The 19,129-nt window shown below is 72.1% G+C and carries 16 protein-coding genes; 6 read left to right on the plus strand and 10 right to left on the minus strand.

Annotated features, from left to right (window positions below; translation table 11 throughout):
* Positions 1-13: 13 nt before the first annotated feature.
* The 5 genes from O7616_RS17445 to O7616_RS17465 are packed head-to-tail and all read right to left on the minus strand — an operon-like array spanning position 14 to position 5,322.
* A complete protein-coding gene (locus O7616_RS17445; RefSeq protein WP_282302964.1) occupies positions 14-1,816 on the minus strand; it encodes a non-ribosomal peptide synthetase in 1,803 nt (600 codons plus the stop codon).
* Positions 1,813-2,856: an HAD-IIIC family phosphatase gene (locus tag O7616_RS17450; protein ID WP_282302965.1), complete on the minus strand. Its 1,044-nt coding sequence runs from the start codon at positions 2,854-2,856 to the stop codon at positions 1,813-1,815. The genes O7616_RS17445 and O7616_RS17450 overlap by 4 nt, the downstream gene beginning before the upstream one ends.
* Positions 2,853-3,863 (minus strand): hypothetical protein, encoded by a 1,011-nt coding sequence (locus O7616_RS17455; RefSeq protein WP_282302966.1) that lies wholly within the window; start codon positions 3,861-3,863, stop codon positions 2,853-2,855. Before O7616_RS17455 ends, O7616_RS17450 begins: the two co-directional genes overlap by 4 nt.
* A complete protein-coding gene (locus tag O7616_RS17460; RefSeq protein ID WP_282302967.1) occupies positions 3,860-5,029 on the minus strand; it encodes an acyl-CoA dehydrogenase family protein in 1,170 nt (389 codons plus the stop codon). The genes O7616_RS17455 and O7616_RS17460 overlap by 4 nt, the downstream gene beginning before the upstream one ends.
* Positions 5,030-5,040: 11 nt before the next feature.
* Positions 5,041-5,322 (minus strand): acyl carrier protein, encoded by a 282-nt coding sequence (locus O7616_RS17465; protein ID WP_282302968.1) that lies wholly within the window; start codon positions 5,320-5,322, stop codon positions 5,041-5,043.
* Between the two features lie 116 nt (positions 5,323-5,438).
* Here O7616_RS17465 and O7616_RS17470 point away from each other — a divergent pair, with 116 nt between their 5' ends.
* Entirely contained in the window at positions 5,439-6,212 is a 774-nt protein-coding gene (locus tag O7616_RS17470) for an alpha/beta fold hydrolase (protein ID WP_282260416.1), read from the plus strand.
* Between the two features lie 7 nt (positions 6,213-6,219).
* On the opposite strand, the gene O7616_RS17475 is transcribed toward O7616_RS17470, so the two are convergent.
* Positions 6,220-6,975, minus strand: coding sequence for an SDR family oxidoreductase (locus O7616_RS17475; RefSeq protein ID WP_282302969.1), 756 nt, complete (start codon positions 6,973-6,975; stop codon positions 6,220-6,222).
* 322 nt (positions 6,976-7,297) lie between these two features.
* On the opposite strand from O7616_RS17475, the gene O7616_RS17480 reads away from it, so the two are divergent.
* Together O7616_RS17480 and O7616_RS17485 are read left to right on the plus strand one after the other, a co-directional pair.
* Entirely contained in the window at positions 7,298-8,527 is a 1,230-nt protein-coding gene (locus tag O7616_RS17480; protein ID WP_282302970.1) for a cytochrome P450, read from the plus strand.
* A complete protein-coding gene (locus O7616_RS17485) occupies positions 8,524-8,751 on the plus strand; it encodes a ferredoxin (RefSeq protein ID WP_282302971.1) in 228 nt (75 codons plus the stop codon). Before O7616_RS17480 ends, O7616_RS17485 begins: the two co-directional genes overlap by 4 nt.
* 70 nt (positions 8,752-8,821) lie before the next feature.
* Here the strand turns inward: O7616_RS17485 and O7616_RS17490 are convergent, their stop codons facing one another.
* Positions 8,822-11,092: a glycoside hydrolase family 44 protein gene (locus O7616_RS17490; RefSeq protein ID WP_282302972.1), complete on the minus strand. Its 2,271-nt coding sequence runs from the start codon at positions 11,090-11,092 to the stop codon at positions 8,822-8,824.
* A 268-nt stretch (positions 11,093-11,360) separates the two neighbouring features.
* On the opposite strand from O7616_RS17490, the gene O7616_RS17495 reads away from it, so the two are divergent.
* Positions 11,361-12,485 carry a hypothetical protein gene (locus O7616_RS17495; protein ID WP_282302973.1) on the plus strand — a complete coding sequence of 375 codons (1,125 nt, stop codon included), beginning with the start codon at positions 11,361-11,363 and terminating at the stop codon, positions 12,483-12,485.
* A 55-nt stretch (positions 12,486-12,540) separates the two neighbouring features.
* On the opposite strand, the gene O7616_RS17500 is transcribed toward O7616_RS17495, so the two are convergent.
* Positions 12,541-13,590, minus strand: coding sequence for a mechanosensitive ion channel domain-containing protein (locus O7616_RS17500; RefSeq protein WP_282302974.1), 1,050 nt, complete (start codon positions 13,588-13,590; stop codon positions 12,541-12,543).
* A gap of 219 nt (positions 13,591-13,809) precedes the next feature.
* Between O7616_RS17500 and O7616_RS17505 the strand changes: the two genes are divergently transcribed.
* Complete coding sequence (locus O7616_RS17505) at positions 13,810-14,202, plus strand: nuclear transport factor 2 family protein (protein WP_282302975.1); 393 nt, start codon at positions 13,810-13,812, stop codon at positions 14,200-14,202.
* A 97-nt stretch (positions 14,203-14,299) separates the two neighbouring features.
* On the opposite strand, the gene O7616_RS17510 is transcribed toward O7616_RS17505, so the two are convergent.
* Positions 14,300-15,547, minus strand: a complete 1,248-nt coding sequence (locus tag O7616_RS17510) for a GAF domain-containing SpoIIE family protein phosphatase (RefSeq protein WP_282302976.1) — start codon at positions 15,545-15,547, stop codon at positions 14,300-14,302.
* Between the two features lie 192 nt (positions 15,548-15,739).
* On the opposite strand from O7616_RS17510, the gene O7616_RS17515 reads away from it, so the two are divergent.
* Positions 15,740-16,174, plus strand: coding sequence for an ATP-binding protein (locus O7616_RS17515; RefSeq protein ID WP_282302977.1), 435 nt, complete (start codon positions 15,740-15,742; stop codon positions 16,172-16,174).
* A gap of 72 nt (positions 16,175-16,246) precedes the next feature.
* Here O7616_RS17515 and O7616_RS17520 read toward each other — a convergent pair whose 3' ends face one another.
* Entirely contained in the window at positions 16,247-19,045 is a 2,799-nt protein-coding gene (locus tag O7616_RS17520) for a LuxR C-terminal-related transcriptional regulator (protein WP_282302978.1), read from the minus strand.
* Between the last annotated feature and the right edge of the window lie 84 nt (positions 19,046-19,129).

Consider the following 19,129-nt stretch of genomic DNA (forward strand, 5'->3'; position numbering starts at 1 on the left):
TCTCCCTTCCGGGTCACACTTCGAAGCTGAGCGCGGTGGCGGGTGCCGGTCCGCTGCGGTCGGCGGTAGACGGGTCCGCCCGTTCGGCGATCACCGCGGCCTGCGCCGCGATCGTCTTGACGTCGAACAGCTCACCCACCCGGATCGCCCGGGACCACCGGCGGTCCAGGCGCTTGTGCAGGTCGACCACCTTCAGTGAGGTGCCGCCGGCGTCGAAGAAGTTGTCGTCCAGGCCACAGCCCCGGTGCCCCAGCACCTCGGCCCAGATGTCGGCCACCGCGCGTTGCAGCCCGGTCCAGTCGTGGTCGGTCGGCGCGTCCACCCGGTCCTCCTCGCGTGCGGCGCCGAGCCGCGCCAGGGCGTCCCGGTCGAGCTTGCCGTTGACGGTCAGCGGCATCGCGGGCACCACCACGAACCGCGCCGGCACGGCGGCGGACGGCAGCGACTCACGGCACAGCGCCCGCAGCACCACCGGCGACGGGGGCGGGCCGTCGCAGACCAGGTACGCGACGAGCACCGGCTCCGACACCAGCGGGTCGAGCAGCACGGCGGCCCGGCGTACCGCGGGGTGGGCACTCACCACCTCGGCCACCTCGGCCGGCTCGACCCGGTGCCCGCGTACCTTGACCTGCTCGTCGGCTCGTCCCCGGAACTCCAGGGCGCCGTCGGCGCGGCACGCGGCCAGGTCCCCGGTGCGGTAAAGCCGGGCGCCCGGCGCGGCGGCGAACGGGTCGGCGACGAACCGCTCGGCGGTGCGCGACGGCTGCCCGGCGTAGCCCTGCGCCAGGAACGGGCCGCCGACGTACAGCTCGCCGACCCGGCCGGGCGGCTGCTCGCGCAGCGCGGCGTCGAGGACGTGCACCGTCGCCCCGGGCAGCGGGCCGCCGATCGGCACCTCGCCGTGGCGGTGCGTCGGTGCCACCCGTTGGAAGGTGCACGAGATGATCGCCTCGGTCGGCCCGTACTCGTTGACCAGTTCGGTCTCCGGCAGCAGCCGGCGGTGCCGACGCACGAGGGCGGCGTCGCACCGTTCCCCGCCGACGCTCACGTGCCGCAGTGTGGGCGGCAGCAGCGCGGCGTGGTCGAGGAGCAGCCGGTAGTAGGACGGCACACAGATGAGGTGGGTCGTGGCGTGGGTGGCGGCGAGCGCGGCGACGGCACCGGGGTCGGCCATGCGCTCCTCGTCGGGCAGCACCACCGTGCCGCCCCGGCGCAGCGTCCACAGAGTGGCGCCCAGGCTTCCGTCGAAGGACAGGCGCAGGGCGGACAGGAACGTCGGCGGGTCCGCGCCGTAGAGCACACCGCGGCAGCGGATCGCCGCGTCCAGGTGGGCGTGCCCGACGACCACACCCTTCGGCCGGCCGGTCGAGCCGGAGGTGTGGATGACGTACGCCGGCAGGTCCAGCGGCAACGTCGGCGGCAGCGGCACCGCCGGCGCGGCCACCAGGTCACGGACGTCGAGGTGGGCCAGGGTGTCCGCGCAGGCGGGGCGGCTGCCGGCGTGCACCAGCACCCGGCAGTCGGTGTCGCGCACCACCGCCGCCAACCGCCCCGCCGGCTGCCCCGGTTCCACCACCGACCACGCGGCGCCCACCCGTGCGGCGGCCAGCATGGCGACCACGGTGGCGGTCGACTGTTCGAGGTGGACGGCCGCCACGGTGCCGGGCAGCACCCCCGCGGCGACCAGGCGCATCGACAGGTGATCGACGGCGTCCGCGAGCGCGCCGTAGCTCAGCACCTCGTTCCCCACGACCACCGCCGGCGTCTCCGGGGTCTCGCTCGCGTGGGCGAGGATCTCCACCACCAGCGGCGTCATCGGGGCACGCCCGTCCGGTCGTCGACGTGCACGTGACCGGGTCGGGCCGGGGGCAGCCGGGCCGGGTCGGCGGCGAGCAGCATCCGGTCCGCGTCCCGCCGGACGATCTCGAAGCCGCCGAAGCGCAGCGTCACCAGCATGATCCGGTTGACCGGCGTGGGCACCAGCTCGGCGACCGGGCGGCGGCCGGCGGCGAGCGCGGTACGCACCAGGTGGTCGAGCAGCACCGCCCCGATGCCACGGGAGACCACCCGACAGGACATCAGCAGCAGCTCCAGCACCGACTCGGTGTCGGTGAGCCGGGTGACCGCCAACCCGATCGTGCCGTAGGAGCCGAAGCGGTCGGAGAGTTCGGCGACGGTCACCTGGTATCCGTCGTCGTGGCACAGCGCCCGCAGCTCGGCCATCCCGTACGTGATGCCGGTGCTGTTGAGCTGGTGGGTGCGGACGGTCAGCTCGTGGGCGCGGGCCAGGTCGTCCTCGCCGGCGCTGCGGAGGGTCAGCACCAGGTCGAGGCTCGCCAGGAAGTCGGTGTCCGGCTGGTCCCAGTCCTTCTCGGCGGCGGCGCGACGGTGCTCGGCCTGGTACATCCCCCGGCGCCGCCGCGACTCGTCGGTGACGAACGGCGGCTGGAACTCGGCGCGGGTGGGCAACTCGCCGACCTGCACCGCGTCGTAGCAGCGCACCTGCGGCAGGGCGTGGGCCACCTCGGCCCGCTCCACCGGGTCGTTGTCGACGAACGCGAGGGTGTCCGGGCCGATGCCGAGGGTTCCGGCGATCCGCCGTACCGCCGCCGACTTGTCGCCCCAGCCGACCTCGACGGCGCAGAACATGTCGGCCAGTCCCACCGCGTCGAGGTGGGCGGCGGCGGTGTCGTGGTGGCCCCGGCTGGCGACGGCGTGCAGGATGCCCCGCTCGTCGAGGGTGTGCAGGGTGCGTACCGCCGCCGGGAACGGCGCCGGTGCGTCGCCCTCCAGGACGACGCCGCCCCACAGCGTGTCGTCGAGGTCCCACACCAGGCACTTCACCGTCTGGTTCATCGCTGGCCCGTCCCGCGCACCAGCAGGGCGCTGCTCCAGGCCGCGACCGGGCTGCTGTTCATCACCAGGACATGGCCTCCCGGTGGTACGTCGGCGGCGGTGTCGTCCAGGTTGGCGAGCACGTCGATCGGGCCGAGGTGGCCGTAGCGGGCCAGGTTGGCCGGGCAGGCGTCGCCGATCTTGACGTCCAGGGCCCCCTGCCAGAACGCGAACGCCCCGCGGGAGAGGTTCTGCATGAGCACCGCGTCCAGGCGGTCCGGGGTGAGGTCCCGGGTCGCGAGGACCTCCCGGTTGAGGTCGCGCAGCCGGTTGCGGCTCTCCATCGCCAGCCGGAACGAGTAGGTCAGCTCGTCGGAGCAGGTCTCCCGCCACCGGCTGGACGGGACGTCCCGGTAGTCGATGTGGAACAGGTCGGCGTAGGTGCCGTCGCTGCGCAGCCGGTGGTCGATCCAGCCCCACCGACCCGTCTCCCGGCCGAGCAGCACGGCCGCGCCGGCGTCACCGAGGACGGTCATCGGCGGCCGGTAGCGCTCCGCGGTGGCGGCGACGGCGCCCATGGCCACCAGCACATGCCGCCAGGCCGGCCGCCCCCGCAGCAGCGCCGCGCCCACGTCGATCGCGGCGGACACCGACACGCAGCCCAGGTCGCCGACGCTGAGCGTGGCCGCCCGGGTCGCCCCGATGCGGGCCTGCAACCGGGTCGCCTCGGACGCCAGCAGGTACTGCGGCGCGCGGCCCTGTACGAGGATCAGCGCGTCCAGGTCGTCGGCCGCCAGGTCGGCGCGGACCAGCGCCTGGTGTGCCGCGGCGGCGGCCAGGTCCACCTCGGCCCCCGGTCCCGCCCGGCCGCGGTGGTCGCGCAGGCAGCGGACCTCGTCGATGCCGAGGGACAGTACGTGGTCCCGGCGCGCGGGCGGCAGCGCCGCCACCTCGGGCAGCTCCGCCACCGCCACCGCCTCCGGCGGGTGGTGGACGCTGACCGGGCCGAGCCAGACCGGGGCCGTCACGACAGCACCGCCACGGGTGCCGGTGGGGTCGGCGCCGCGGTGCTGCGGCGCCGGTGGGCGCGGATGGCGTGGTCGGCGAGGTGCAGCTCGCTGACCTCGTCGGAGCCCTCGATGATCCGCATGACGGTGGCGTCGCGGAGGAACCGGCCCACCAGGCTGTCCGGGTCGCAACCGGCCGCGCCGTGCACCTGTACGGCGTCCCGGCTGACCTGTGCGGCGGCGCGGGAGGCGGCGTACTTCGCCAGGACGGTGGCGGCCACGGCGTCCGGGTCGCGGGCGGCGCGCAGCTGCGCCGCGTGCTTGCAGAGCTGTTCGGCGGCGGTGACCGCGACGTGTCCCCGGCCGAGTACGGCGCGGACCAGTTGATGGTCGGCGAGGCGCACCTCTCCCTGGGTGCGGTCCACGGCGTGCCCGGTGGCGGCCCGTTGGCAGGCCCGCGCCATCCCGACGCAGCCCCACGCCACGGTGTAGCGGCCGTGGTCGAGCGCGGTGCCGGCGACGTGGGACAACCCGAACCCGGCGGGTGCGACGAGGTGCGAGCGGGGGACCCGGACACCGTCCAGGTCGAGGTGGGCCACCTGGGCCGCCCGGAGGCCGAGCTGGCCGTGCACGGGGTCCCGGCGCAGGCCCGGCCGGTCGCCCTCGACCAGCACCGCGGCCGGTGCCCCACCGAGGCGTCCGATCACGAGCAGCAGGTCGGCGGTGGCACCGAACGTCACCCACCGTTTGTGCCCGGTGACCCGCACCGCGTCGCCGACCGGCTCGATGCTGGTGGCCAGGGCGGACAGTTCGGTGCCGGCGCCCTCCTCGGTGGCGGCGAAGCCGGCTACCCGCGCACCGGCGGCCAATGCCGGCAACCACCGCTCCCGCTGGTCGGCCGAGCCCCAGCGGGCGAGTGCGGCGGAGACCATGCCCTGCACGGTGAGCAGCGCCCGCAGCGAGGAGCACACCGCACCGATCCGGGCGGTAGCCTCGCCCAGCGCGGCCGGCGACGCGCCCGCGCCGCCGTAACGGTGGGGCAGGTCCCGGGCGAGCAGTCCGGCCGTGCCCGCCGCCGCCACCACGGAGGCGGGCAGCGCGCCCTCCCGGTCCCAGCGGGCGGCATCGGACCGTACCGTGTCGGCGAAGTCGGTGGCCTCGGCCACGACGGCGGCGTCGGTGTCCATGGCGTCCCCGCTCAGCCGCGACTCGTGGCGGCACGCTTGCCGTCGACGAAGGCGGTGACCGCGTCGACGGTCCGGAAGTTCGCGAAGTCCAGGTCCTCAGGCTCGACCTCGATGCCGAAGGTGTTCTCCACGAAGGCGATGAGCTGGAGCGCGAACAGGGACGTGACGGTGCCGCGGGCGAAGATGTCCTCGTCCGGCTCCGGGGCATCGCCGACCACCTCGGCCAGGAACGCCCGTATCGTGGCGGCCACGTCGGCCGGCGGGGCCGCGGTGGTCGGGATGCTGTCGGTCATGCCCAGAAGTATCGACACGGACATTTGCCGTGGTCCATGGGATCCTTCGGCGACTGCGTTCGGTGTAGCCAGTTGGGCAGCTACCGCCCGTGATCGGCTGTGTGCACCATGGAGGCATGGGTTATGCGCCGGCCGGGGGCCTCGACGTCTACTACGAGGAGCACGGCGAGGGTGACCCGCTCCTGCTGCTGCACGGCGCGCTGGCCACCATCGAGACGTCCTTCGCCACCGTGCTGCCCGAGCTGGCGAAGAGCCGCCGGGTGCTCGCCGTGGAACAGCAGGGGCACGGCCGCACCCGCGCCGCGGACCGCCCGCTGACGCTGGAGTCGATGGCCGACGACACCGCTGCCGTCCTCGACCACCTGGGGACGGGGCCGCTCGACGTGCTCGGCTACGACCTCGGCGCCGGCGTCGCGCTGCACCTCGCGGCGCGCCGACCCGACCTGGTCCGCAGGCTGGTCTTCGTGGGTCATGCCTTCGACCGCGACGGCTTCCACCCGGGCGTGCTCGACGGCGTCGCCCGGCTCACGCCGGCCATGCTGGCGGGGTCACCGTTCGAGCGGGCGTACGCCGCCGTCGCCCCCGACCCGTCGGGGTTCGCGGCGCTGGTCGAGCGGACCACCGCACTGGAGACCGGCATGACCGACCTGACCTCCGACGAGGTCCGCGCCCTGGCCGCGCCCACGCTCGTGGTGGTCGGCGACGCCGACCTGGTGACACCCGAACACGCGGTACGGATGTTCCGGCTGCGCGGCGGCGGCGTACCCGGTGATCTGGTCGGCCTGCCGCCGTCGCAGCTCGCGGTGCTGCCCGGCACCTCGCACGCCGGGCTGCTGGCGCGGCCCGACCTGCTGCTGGGGTTGGTGCTGCCGTTCCTGCAGGCACCCTGAGGGCCGTTCAGCCCAACCCACCGGCGGCGTGGATGTTCTGCCCGGTGACCCAGCGGGCGTCCGGGCCGCAGAGGAACGCGACCACGTCGGCCACGTCGGCCGGCTGACCGAGCCGACCCAGCGGGGTGACCCGCGCGGCGATCTCCACGCTCTGCGCGCTGTTCGTCGCGTGTAGCAGGTCGGTGTCGGTGGCACCCGGCGACACGGTGTTGACGGTGATGCCCCGCGCCGCCAGCTCCCGGGAGGCCACGGCGGACAGTTGCTCCACCGCGCCCTTGCTGGCCGCGTAGGCGGCGATGCCCGGACCCGGCATGACCGTGTTGATCGTGGACAGGTTGACGACGCGACCGCCGTCGCGCATGTGCCGGGCGGCGTGCCGCAGCGCCAGGAACACCGCGCGGGCGTTGACCGCCATCAACCTGTCGTACTCCTCCTCGGGCAGGTCGACCAGGAGTGCCGGCGTGTGCTGGGCCGCGGCGTTGTTGACCAGCAGGTCCAGGCCGGCCAGGTGGGTCTCGGCCTGCGCGAGGAAAGCGGTCACCCCGCCCGGCTCGGCGAGGTCGGCGCGTACCCCGTGGGCGACGCCACCGGCGGCCGCGACCGATGTCTCCACCTCGGCGGCGGCCTCGGCGTTGCTGCGCCAGCCGAAGACGACGGTCGCGCCGTCGCGGGCCAGCCGCTGCACCACCGCCCGGCCGATGCCCCGCGAGCCGCCGGTGACCACGGCTGCCTTGCCCTCCAGAACCCGCGTGCCCTCGGCCATGGACCGACGATAGGGCCGTCGGCGGCCGAGGGGCAGGCCCCGTCCGGCCATGCCTGATCGGTCAGGTCCGGCGGACGAAGCGGATGCGGAATCGACGGGCGACGATCGCATGGTGGCTGGAGCGCAGGTCTGTGGCGATGCTCGGCGGCGGCGACGACCGACCTCCATGGCGATCATCGACATCTCTCGCTACGATCCGATGTCGACGCATCACTGAGCGTCAATGCGTGCTGTCCGCGAGCGCTCGGACGCTGACAATCCGGCGCCGCCACGACCGTGCTGCCGGCCTGAGGATCACGCCGTCTCGACGAAGGGAATCCGGATGACGGAGATCGCGCAGACCACCGAGAGCCGAGCCGTTCCGCCCGCGCGGCCGTACCCGTTCAGTGTGCCCGACCGCCTCGTCGTCGATCCGACCTACGGCGAACTGCGCGAGCACGAGCCGATGACCCGGGTGAAGCTCCCCTACGGCGAGGAGGCGTGGCTCGCCACCCGCTACGAGGACGTCCGTACCGTCCTCGGCGACGTGCGGTTCGGCCGCGCCCCGGCCGTCCAGCGCGACGAGCCCAGGCTCACCGCACGCCAGCAGGCCAGCGGCATGCTGACCATGGACCCGCCCGATCACACCCGGCTGCGTCGGCTGGTGGCGAAGGCGTTCACGGCACGTCGGGTGGAGGCACTGCGCCCCCGAACCCAGGAGATCGCCGACGCGCTGGTCGACGACATGGTCCGGCTCGGTCCTCCGGCCGACCTGGTGGAGCACGTCGCCACGCCGCTGCCGATCCAGGTGATCTGCGAGCTGCTCGGGGTCCCGTACGCCGACCGCGACCGTTTCCACATCTGGTCCGAGGCGATCGTCTCGACCACCTCCCTGCCCATGGAGACGATCCAGGAGTACCTGAACAACCTCTGGAGCTACATGGGCGGCCTGGTCGCCGAGCGCCGCCGCGAGCCGGAGATCGACGACCTGCTCGGCGCACTGGTGCGGGCCCGCGACGAGAATCAGGATCGGCTCAGCGAGACCGAGCTGGTGGAGCTGGCCGGGGGGCTGCTCGCGGCGGGCCACGAGACCACCGTCACCCAGATCCCCAACTTCGTCTACGTCCTGCTGCACAACCCGGACCAGCTCGCCCGGCTGCGGGCCGACCCGTCGCTGGTGCCCGCCGCGGTCGAGGAACTGCTGCGGTACGTTCCGCTCGGTGTCGGCTCCTCCTTCGCCCGGTACGCCAAGGAGGACGTCGAGGTCGGCGGGGTGCTGGTCCGCGCCGGTGAGCCGGTTCTCGGCTCACTGTCGTCGGCGAATCGGGACGGCACGGTCTTCGCCGACCCGGATCGGCTGGATTTCGACCGCGAGCAGAACCCGCACCTGGGCTTCGGGCACGGCGTACACCACTGCGTCGGCGCGCAGCTGGCCCGCATGGAGTTGCAGGTCGCCGTCGCCACCATCGTGACCCGCCTACCCGGATTGCGGCTCGCCGTGCCGGAAGCCGAGCTGCGGTGGAAGCGGGGCATGCTGGTGCGGGGCCTGCTCGGCATGCCGGTGGCCTGGTGAGTGCCGCCTGGCGGATCGGGGTGGACGCGGGCCGCTGCATCGGCACGAGCATCTGCGCCGGTACCGCGCCCGAGCATTTCCGCCTGGCCGACGGAGTGTCCGCGCCGCTGGCCGACGTCGTCGCCCCGGCCGAGGTCATCCTCGACGCCGCCGACTCGTGTCCGGTGGAGGCGATCACGGTCCGCGACGCCACGGACGACCGGTTGATCGCGCCGGAGGACTGACCCCGAGGTCGACGGGGGCCGGGCCACCACTGCTCCCCGGCCCCCGTCGACCTGTTCCGCCGATGTCAGGTCACCCGCAGCGTCGGCCGTTGACGGTGAAGGCGGCGGGTGCCGGATTGGTGCCGCTCCACGTGCCGTTGAAGCCGATGCCGGTGGACGCGCCGGGGGCGAGTCTGCCGTTCCAACTCATGCTGTCGGCGGTGACCGTCGTTCCGTTTTGTCTCCAGGTGGCCGACCAGCCCTGGCCGACCTTCTGGCCGGTGGTGGGGAAGTCGAAGGCGAGCTTCCAGCCGTCGATCGCGGTGGTGCCGGTGTTCTTGATCGTCACGGTCGCGGTGAAGCCGCCGGGCCAACTGTTCGCCGTGTAGCCGACCGTGCAGCCGAGGGCCGGGGCGGCGGGCACGGTCCGCACGGTCAGGCCGGGCGAGGCCGCCGAGACGTTGCCCGCCGCGTCGCGGGCGGTCACCACGAAGGTGTACGGGGTGTCCGGCGTCAACCCGGTCACGGTGTACGTGGTACCGGTGGCGGTGCCCACCTTCACGGTGCCGGTGGTGTCGACCCGGTGCACGTCGTAGCCGGTGACGGCGGTGTCGTCGGTGGACGGTGTCCAGGCCAGCGCGACGCTGTCGCCGGTGATCGTGCCGGCGGTCGGCTTGCCCGGGACGGTCGGTGCCTGGGTGTCGCCGGGCGCGGTGTCGCGCGGCAGCACCAGATGGGTGATCGAGTTGGCCGGGAAGGTGGTCGTGAGGCCGCTCGTGGTCACCGGCTGGTCGGCCTCCCGGACGACCCCGGAGAGGTCCGCAGCGCTGTAACGGTAGACCTGGGCCGTGCTGGCGGAGGTGCCGGTGAGGGCGACCGGGCTGGTCAGGTCGTCGCCGGTCTTGTTGACCACGACCACTGTGAGCGCCTTGTCGGCGCTGCGCTCAGCGGCGTACACGGCCAGCCTGCCCTGGTCGGCGCTGGTCGCCTGGACGGAGGTATCGCCGAACGCGCCCCCCTTGCCGTCGTAGTTGCGGTAGACGCGGAAGGCGTTGGCCACCGGCTGGTCGGCCGTCGGCGCGGTCCAGAGGGCGGCCAGGTCGAGCCCCTCACGGCCGAAGATGCCGAGGACGTCCGCCTGGGCGAGCGCCCCGTTGAGCGACCCGAAGCCGCCCCAGTTGTACTCGGTCATCGCGATCTTCGTGCCCGGGTAGTGCTGGTCGACCAGCTCGCGCAGGCGCGGGATGTAGCGGACCGGCTGGTTGATCCAGCTCTCGTCCACGTAGGTCGGGTCCCAGAGCTGGCGGGTCGAGCGCAGCCGCAGCGCCTGGGTGTCGGCGTCGCCGGCCGCCTCGCCGAGCACACCGGACTGCTGCGGGTAGAGGTGGACGTCGAAGTAGTCGAGGATGCGGGTGCCGTGCTGCTGCTCGTACTCGCGCATCCGGTCCAGGTACCACGGGCCGAGGTCCTGGCCGCCGTGCGCGGCCTTGTCCGGCGGGTTCGACCAGCAGCCGGTACGCGAGCAGGTGTCCTGGTCGAGGCCCGAAAAGATGATCGAGTTCAGGCCCCAGCCGACGGGACCGAGTGTCTTCGCGCCCGGGTCGGCGGCCTTGATCGCGGCGGCGTACTCGTAGGTGCGGTCGCGTAGCTCGTCGTAGCCCAGCCCGGTCGGGCGGACGTCGCGGTGGGTGGCATGCCACAGGTCCGGCTCGTTGTCCAGGTTGTAGAACTGGACTCCGCCGTCGGCGGCGGCGCCGAAGCGCCCCTTCAGGTGGTTGACGAAGTCGGTGGCGTACTCCGGGCCGACCGCGATGCTGGTGTCCGTCGGATCGTTGCCGGTGACCAGTGACCCGTCCGGCTTCTTGCCGTTGCCGCAGTCCGGTGCCCACTGGTCGGTGGACTCCTGCGGGCCGTACTTGGCGACGCTGAAGCCACACGCCCGCGACCGGTCCTTTGCGATCCAACCGAGCATCGGCATCGTCATGACCGTTGCCGCGCCGGTGGCCTTGTTTCCCTGCACGAACCGGTCGCTCTCCGAGCCTTCCGGGAGATCGTCCGGGTTCGGGTTGTCGTTGGGAATGTTCTCGAAGTACCAGTCCGACGCGCGGTTGGTGGTGTCGGCACGGAAGTTGTAACGGGTGGTGGCGTTGCCCCCGTAGCGGTGCACCGGCAGGCGCAGGTCGCGGGCCAGAGCATCATCGGCGAAGTTCATGCCGTAGATGTACGGGCTGATCTGGTGCCGGGCGGCGGTGGTGTCCACGGACAGCGCCGGACCGGCTACGGCCAGGGCGGGCTCCGGCAGGGCCAGACCGCCGAGGGCCGTGGCGAGCACGACCGGGAGGAGAGCGGTGGTGGGACGCACGAGCATTCCTTTCGGATAGAAGCTCGACGATGGGAGCGCTTCCGCAGCGTTGCGCTTTCCTGGCACGGAGTCAACGCCGGAGGGCTGTCTGTGGATCATGTGGATTCGATCCGATGAGGGTTGTGCAGGGAGTTGGTACGACTGCGGTGAGCTGGGTCCGAGGTGCCCAAACGGCCGTGAGGGCCGAAACGGTCTGCGAGGATGTGAACGCTGGAGCCGGCTGGTGACGGTGGAGGGCGGCGAGTCACGCAACTGGCCAGGAGCATCGATGACCCACAGCGAACAGCACCGTCCGGAGATCGTCGTCGGGCTCGTGGCGACCCCACCGGACCACCCGGCCCGGGTGGCCGCTCGACTCACTGCGGAGTTGGCCGATCGACTAGCCGACCGGGTGGACGCGGACGTGCGGTGGACCGTCCGGGAAGGCTGGGGCGACGTGGCGCCACGCCGCGACGGCGGCGTCGAGGCCCTCCTCGACGATGCTGCTCAGCGGCGCACCGATGACCGATGGGACGTCGCCATCTGTCTGACCGACCTGCCGCTGCACGCCGGTCGGGTGCCGCTGGTCGCGCAGACCTCCGCTCGGCGCCGAGTCGCGATGGTGTCCTTGCCCGCGCTGGGCCCGTATCAGCTGCGAGCAGCGCGTGCGGCCGTTCCGGACCTGGTGAGCCGACTACTCGCCGATGCCTCCGACCAGCGGGTCTCGCGGGCCGGTCGGGCACCTGCGGACATCGCGGGCAGGGTTTCCGCCATCGACCGGGTGATCGGTGAGACGGACGGCGAACTGGGCTATGTCGCCTCGGGGCTGGTCGGGCGGGTGCGGCTACTGGCCGGCATGGTACGAGCCAACCGCCCGGGGCGCGCTCTTCTGGGCCTGTCCAAGCTGCTGGTCGGCGCGTTCGGCACGGCCGCGTTCGCGCTCACCACGGACACCATCTGGCAGATCGGCGATGCCCTCGGAGGGCTCCGACTCGTTGTGATCATGGTGCTCGGGCTGAGCGCGTTGGTGGCCTGGCTGATCGTCGCGCACGACCTGTGGGAGAAGCCGGACCACGAGACACCGGCCGAACTGGCCCGGCTGTTCAACCTGGGCACGATCCTCACCCTCGCCCTGGCCACGACGGTCTCCTACCTGGTGTTGTTCACCGGGACCGCGCTCGTCGGAGCACTGCTGATCGACACATCCGTGCTGGAGCAGACCTTGCAGCGGCCGATTGGCCTTACCGACTACCTGACGCTTGCCTGGATCACCAGCTCGCTGGCCACCGTCGGCGGCGCGATCGGCTCCGGGTTGGAGAACGAGGAGACCGTGCGGGCCGCAGCCTACGGCTACCACCCTGAGCCCGGTGGCTGGCGGGACGAGAGAGACGCGCAGCCCCACCGCGGAAGGTAGGTGGGCGGGACCTCCCTTGATTCACCGACGGAATCGGTCCGTCGGACCCGCCCGGTCAGGGCTGATACTGGCCGCGGGCACGGGGCAACCACTGCGGATGATGGTCACGCAGGTAGGCGACAAGCTCCTCGCGGAGGTCACAGCGCAGGTCCCAGGCGCTGGCGCCGTCGGCGGCCGATGCCTGCACCTGGATGACCACCGTCTGCGGCGTGGAGTCGACCATCTGGAGCACCCACTGGTCGCGATCCCAGAGCGGCGAGGACTCGACCATTCGGCGCGCCTCCCGACGCAGGTCGTCCAGATCGGCGGTGTGGTCGACATGGATCTGGACTTTGCCGACGACCCGGGACTCGTTGCGGGTCCAGTTCTGAAACGGCCGCTCAGTGAAGTATGTGGTCGGCAGGATGAGCATCCGCTCGTCCCAGAGTCGGATCACCACATTGGTCAGCTTCACCTCCTCGACTCGGCCCCATTCGCCGTCGACCACCAGCACGTCGCCGACGTGCAGACCGTCGGCGAAGGCGACCTGGACACCGGCGAACGCGTTGCCGAGCGCGGTACGGGCGGACAAGCCGATCAACGCGCCGACCACCCCTGCCGACGTCAGAACCGAGACGCCGAAAAGGCGTACCGGCCGGAAGGTGATCATTATCAGGCCGATCGCGACGATCGTGACCACGGCGACGGTGAGCCGCCGCACGGGGCGGATCTGGGTGCGGGCCCGCCGGATCCGCCGGCTGGTGACGGCGTCCGCCGGTAGTCGGCTGAACGCTATCGCCTCCGCGACGTGCAGTGCCTTGATCACCAACCATGCCCCGGACACGACCAGGGCCACCAGGACGACGTGCCGCAGATGACGCTGCCAATCGGCCGGTCCCAAGGGCAGGGCGTAGTACAGCGCCCCGGTCAGCAGAACGGCTGCCGCCGGGCGGCGGCAGGCTTTCCGCAGCGGCGCCAGCAGCCACTGGTGACGGCCGCGCGCCAGGTGGCGGACCACGATGCCAGAGATCAGGTCCACTACCGCGGCCGTCACCAGCGCGGCTACCACGATCAACGCGGTACGCATCAGAGTCTGTTCACCGGGCCCACGTGCCCAGGGTGCCATTCGGCCTGATGGTAGGCGGCGAACATCGGCAAACGGCCTCCTCCGGCTCCCTGAACGGATGCCTGTGTGCGGGCACGCCTACGGGTCGGCGTACCCGAGCCCAGCCGGGGCGGTTCTGCCGATCGGCGGTTGCAGCCCACTGTCAGGCACCCGGGTCGGCCGGTGATACGCGCCCGCGGGACAGCAGGCCGACTGGGGGGAAGACCGTAGGCTTAGGCGATGATCGACTTTCGCTCGGCGGTTGAGGCACGCGACCTCGACGCCCTTGAGGCGACCCTGGCCGACGACGTGGTGTTTCGCAGCCCGGTGGCGTTCAAGCCCTACCCGGGCAAGGCGATCACCACGGCGATCCTGCGGGGTGTGCTGCGGGTGTTCGAGGACTTCCGGTACATCCGTGAGCTGAGCGGCGAGGACGGTCGCGATCACGCGCTGGTTTTCCAGGCGCGGATCGGTGACGTCGACATCGAGGGTTGCGACTTCCTGCACCTGGATGAGAGCGGCCTGGTCGACGACTTCACGGTCATGGTTCGTCCGCTGTCCGCCGCGCAGGCCCTGGCCGCCGCGATGGCCGCTCAATTCGAGCAGATCCAGCGCGAGGCGACCGCCGGCTAGCGAGAGTGAGGCCGGGCGGCTTTGGTGCTACCGCGCCGCCGCACGACTCGGACCCATCGGGGGTGATTCGGCGTACCCAGGTTCGTGCTGCCCGCACTCACTGGCTCGACCCTGCCGGAAGGGCTTCGTCGGTTGGTGGTCGGCGGCGGATGACCAGCACGGCGATGTCGTCGTTGGGGTGCTCCTCCGCGGTGGAGGCCATGATGCGATCGCACAACGCCTCGGCCGGCTCGGGCCGTACGGCGCTGGCGAGGCGTTCGATGCCGGTGTCGATCAGCTCGCTGCGGCGTTCGATGAGTCCGTCGGTGTAGAAGACGAGCACCGCGCCGGGCGGCAGGTCGAGAACCGTGGTGTGGCGATTGGTCACCGGGCGGCCCACACCGAGTGGCCGGTCCACCGTCAGGTCGACGGCTCGGGCGGGCTGGTCGGGGGCAGCCAGCAGCGGGGGCAGATGCCCCGCGCAGGAGAGGTGGACCGTCGTGCGGTCCGGTGCGATGAGGGCGTAGACGGCGGTGGTCAGGGTGCCGGCCTCGAAATGGTGGATCTTGCGGTCGAGTGAGGTCAGCGCCTCGGCGGGATCGTCGGCGTCGAGTGCGTAGGCGCGGAGCGCGCTGCGGATGCGTCCCATGACGACGGCGGATGGCAACCCGTGGCCGGAGACGTCGCCGATGACGGCGCCCAGCCAGCCCGAGGGCAGTGTGAACACGTCGTACCAGTCGCCGCCGATGCCCAGGTCGTGGCCGGGTACGTACCGGGCGGCCAGGTCCAGACCAGGGATGTCGGGCAGCCGGGCGGGCAGGAGGCTCCGTTGCAGGGCCAGCGCCGCCTGCCGGTCGAGGACCCGTGCTCGGGCCTGACCCGCGGAGCTGGCGCGGTCGGCGACGAGCTGCAACAGCCGTACGTCGTCGGGGCCGAACCGCCGCAGGGTCAACGAGCCGACGTGCAACACGCCGACGAGGTTTCCGTTGGAGAGCATGGGCACGCCCAGCAGGGCGCGTACACCCTTGGCGAGCAGGATGGGATTGACCACGTCGTCGGGGGTGACGTCGTAGATCGTGACCGGTGCACGTGTCGCCGCCACGCGGCCGGCGAAACCGCGCCCGACCCGGACGCGGAAACCCCGGCGCACCTCCTCCTCCAAACCCTTCGCCGCCGTCGCGACGAGCTCGCCGGTGTGGCCTTCCAGCAGCAGGATGGTGGCGGTATCGACGGTGAGCAGGTCCCGGACCCGTTCGAGAAGCTCGTCGAGCAACTCGGCGATGTCCAGCCCCGACAACGCCGCGTCGGTGATCGCCTCGATACGACGAAGCCGCTCCTCATTCGTCATCATCTCGGCACCGGTCACTCAGGCAGCCTAGACGCAGACACCCCGCCGACGCCGCGCCCGCACCGGGATGGCGGTGTCGCGCGCGACGTGGGGTACCTTCCCATGTCACATTGATGCCTCCGTCGTGCGGTGAACCCTTCTCGGGGAGCAGACTCTGACCCGCCACCGGCACGGTCACCGGCCTTCACGTCCGCACAGAGAGGGGAAGCAGTGGCGATCCCGCCTCGCGACCAGCATGCGCCGACCGCCGGGAGGCCCCTCTTCTCGACGTCGTTCGACCTCACCGACCTCGCTCGGGTCCGCATCGAGATCGAGGCAGTCAGTCGTCGGTGCGGCCTCGACCAGGACGAGATCGAGGACTGGGTGACGGCGGTCAACGAATTGTTGATCAACGTGATTCGGCATGGGGGCGGCAGCGGTTCGATGCGTCTGCTGCTGGACGGCCGGCTCACCTGTGAAGTGACCGACCAGGGTCGGGGCTTCAACGCCGCTCGGTACGTTCCGCGCGTCGAGCGACCGCCCCTGTCCGGCGCCGGCGGGATGGGGCTGTGGGTGGTGGGTCAGATGGCCGACTACCTTCTCGTCGTCAGCGGACCCGCCGGCACCACCATCCGCATCGCGGCCCGCACCCGCGACGCGGGCTAGCCGTCGGCCTGCCAACGGGTGCGATCCTCGCCCCGGGTCGCACCAGCTGAGGCCCCACCCGCCGGCACGCGCTCAGGTCGCGGTGTTCTGGAGTCGGCAGGAGACCATCGGGGCGAGTCCAAGGTCGCCGAGTGCGGCCGCGCCCCGCTCGGCATGGGCACCACCGGCGAGCACCAGGGTTCGTGCGGACTGGTATCGGCAACCCGCGGCGTCGAACGCGTCCGCCGCAGCGAGCAACACCTGCTGATCGCCGTCGAGCAGCGCACCGGCTCGTCGCACGATGGCTTCGGCGACGACGTTGCCGGCCACGATGGTCCTGGCCTCGGCCAGGTGGTCACGAGCGCCCGGCCCCCCGGCGAGCATCGCGGCCTCGGCGCGCAGCGCGACATACCAGTGCAGCCAGACCCAGGTGACTGACTTCCACACGTCGCCCGGCTCGGGAGCCATCCGCTCCAGGGCCTCTGGCGCCTGCCCCCGGTGCAGCAGGACCATCGCGTCGAAGACCGCTCCGTACCCATGGATCTGTTCGTGTGAGCTACCGAGCTGATTCAGGACCGCGGCCCAGACGCTCTGGGCCTCCCGATCGTCACGTAGACCATGGATCATCGCGACCCCCGCTGCTGCGGGACCGAGGACCGACCTGGCCGGGCTGCCGGCCCGCTGCCACGCGTCGAGGAACCGCACACTGCCGGCGAGTACCTCGTCGGTGTCACCCGCGAGCGCGTCGGCCACCAACAACCAACTCGTGGCACGATGACCAACCTCCGCGAGCAGCGGATGGTCGGCGATCTGCCGCCCCCACCGGCGGGCGGCCGGCAGGTCACCCGCGCCGAGGCTCGCCTCGGTGGCGTTGCCGAGAGCGTCGAGCAGTTCATGGGTGTTGGCCGGAGCGGCCGGTAGGGACGAGAGCAGCGTGACCCGACGCCGCGCCGTCGCCGCGCTGGCGAACGTCTCGCCGGCCCAGCACTGGGCACCGGTGAGCGCGTCGAGCGCGGCGGACTCGGCAAGCGGGTCGCGGGTACGGTGCGCGAGGTGGACCGCCCACTCGGCGCGCGCGATCGTCTCGGGTACCGCGTTGTCGGGTGGGCCCTGTGCGGCGCCGAAGGCGTCGCTGAGCACGCCGGCCTCGGCCAGAGCCACCGCGGCCTGGGCAGTCGGGTCATCGCCGGCCAGCTCCCGCGCCTCGGAGATCAGCGCGATCGACTCCTCCGGCGGCGGAAGTAGTTCGAACTTGCTCCAGAACCGGAAGGCGTTGGTGGCAGCGGTCGCCAGGTCGGCGGCGGCACCTGCGGCGTCGCCCGCTCGGCGGGCCGCCTGCGCGGCCGCCCGCTGAAGACGGTACATGTCATCACCGCGCATGCGGCACCCAGCCACCGCAGCGGCCTCTCGGAGCATCGATGCCTCGGAGGCGGGCTCGACGGCCAACGCGGCCGCCTGCTCATAGCGCAGCTGAGACTCGCCGATCAGGTTACGAATGAAGGTCATCTCCGCCAGATGGCGGGCAAGGCGATGGGCGTCCAAGCGCTGCTCCGGCCGGCCGGTCGCCCAGGACAGCGCGGCGCGAAGCTCGTCCGCGACCGCGTCGAACCGGGCACGCCAATCCGCCCGCACCACGGCCAGGTCAGCGGCGGTGGCCAGACACCAGCGAAGGTGCCGGTGCCGGGACTCCACCAGCTCGCCGGCCTCGGTGAGCCGCTCCGTCCCGTACTGGCGGATGGGTTCCAGCGCCCGGTACTCGGTGCCACCCGGGAAACCCCTCACCACCAACAGGCTCTGTTCCGCGAGCCGGGCAAGCCCATCGGCGACGATGCCCTCCTCCGTCCCGGCTACCTCCGCCGCTGCCGAAGCGGTGAACGGCGCCACGAAGACCGACACCCTGCGCAGCAGCGCCCGGTCGGCAGGCTCCAGCAGGGCGTGACTCCAGTCCAGCGTCGCGCGAACCGACCGGTGCCGGTCATCGGTGCGGGCACCCCCGGTGAGCATTCGGAGCGGATGGGACAGAGCGGCGGTGATGCCATCCAGTCCCAGCATCGGATACCGTGCGGCAGCCAACTCGATCGCCAACGCCATCCCGTCGAGCCGCGCGCATATCGAGGCGACCTGGTCGCGAAGTGGAGGATCCAACGGCCAGCCCACCGCCGCCGCCCTCTGCATGAACAACGCGACCGCGTCCGACTCGCCGTCGACACCCAGCGACAGCGGCGGCACCGGATACACCCGCTCGAACGGCACCATCAGCCGTGCCCGGCTGGTCGCCATCACCGTCACCGCGGGACACGCCGCCAGAAGCCGCTCGAGGAAGACCGCCACCCCGTCCAGCACGTGTTCGCAGTTGTCGAGAACCAGCAACGCGTGACGGTCGGCCAACGCGGCGAGAACGGACTCGGTCATGTCCCGACCGGGCTGCTCGCCCAGGCCGAGCGACACGGCGACCGCAGCTGCGATCCTCTCCGGGTCGGCGACCGGAACCAGGTCGACGAACCACACACCGTCCGGGAAGTCACCAGCGGCTTGCGCGGCCACCGCGAGCGCGAGCCGGGTCTTGCCCACGCCCCCCGGGCCGACCGCGCTCACCTGACGGTGAGCCCGGATCAGCTCGGCCAGGTCGGTCCGCTCGCTCACCCGGCCGACGAACGAGGTCAGCGGAGCCGGCAGGACCGACGCCTGGGACGCGGAGCCGCTGCCAGCCGCGTCACGCACGCGCTGGGCGAGCGCCCGGCGATCCGGGACCTCCAGCTTGCGCAGCAGCGAGGAGACGTGTGTCTCGACGGTACGCACCGAGATGAAGAGCCGCGCTGCGATTTCCGCGTTGCTGAGATGGTCTCCGACCAGCCTGAGCACCTCGGCTTCGCGAGGGGAGACGTCAACCACCACCCCATTCTGTCGCACGGCTCTACGTGAGTCGGTTCCGTGGTCGACTCCGTGGTCACCACGGATCCGGTCGGGACGTGCCGA

Source organism: Micromonospora sp. WMMD964, from assembly GCF_029581455.1.
In the GTDB taxonomy this organism is placed as follows: Bacteria; Actinomycetota; Actinomycetes; order Mycobacteriales; family Micromonosporaceae; genus Micromonospora.

Excerpts from the sequence above, each read along its gene's own strand:
- O7616_RS17450 (WP_282302965.1), bottom strand. The coding sequence starts at position 2,856 with ATGAACCAGACGGTGAAGTGCCTGGTGTGGGACCTCGACGACACGCTG.
- O7616_RS17480 (WP_282302970.1), top strand. The coding sequence starts at position 7,298 with ATGACGGAGATCGCGCAGACCACCGAGAGCCGAGCCGTTCCGCCCGCG.
- O7616_RS17495 (WP_282302973.1), top strand. The coding sequence starts at position 11,361 with ATGACCCACAGCGAACAGCACCGTCCGGAGATCGTCGTCGGGCTCGTG.
- O7616_RS17445 (WP_282302964.1), bottom strand. The coding sequence starts at position 1,816 with ATGACGCCGCTGGTGGTGGAGATCCTCGCCCACGCGAGCGAGACCCCG.
- O7616_RS17465 (WP_282302968.1), bottom strand. The coding sequence starts at position 5,322 with ATGACCGACAGCATCCCGACCACCGCGGCCCCGCCGGCCGACGTGGCC.
- O7616_RS17470 (WP_282260416.1), top strand. The coding sequence starts at position 5,439 with ATGGGTTATGCGCCGGCCGGGGGCCTCGACGTCTACTACGAGGAGCAC.
- O7616_RS17460 (WP_282302967.1), bottom strand. The coding sequence starts at position 5,029 with ATGGACACCGACGCCGCCGTCGTGGCCGAGGCCACCGACTTCGCCGAC.
- O7616_RS17505 (WP_282302975.1), top strand. The coding sequence starts at position 13,810 with ATGATCGACTTTCGCTCGGCGGTTGAGGCACGCGACCTCGACGCCCTT.
- O7616_RS17475 (WP_282302969.1), bottom strand. The coding sequence starts at position 6,975 with ATGGCCGAGGGCACGCGGGTTCTGGAGGGCAAGGCAGCCGTGGTCACC.
- O7616_RS17500 (WP_282302974.1), bottom strand. The coding sequence starts at position 13,590 with ATGGCACCCTGGGCACGTGGGCCCGGTGAACAGACTCTGATGCGTACC.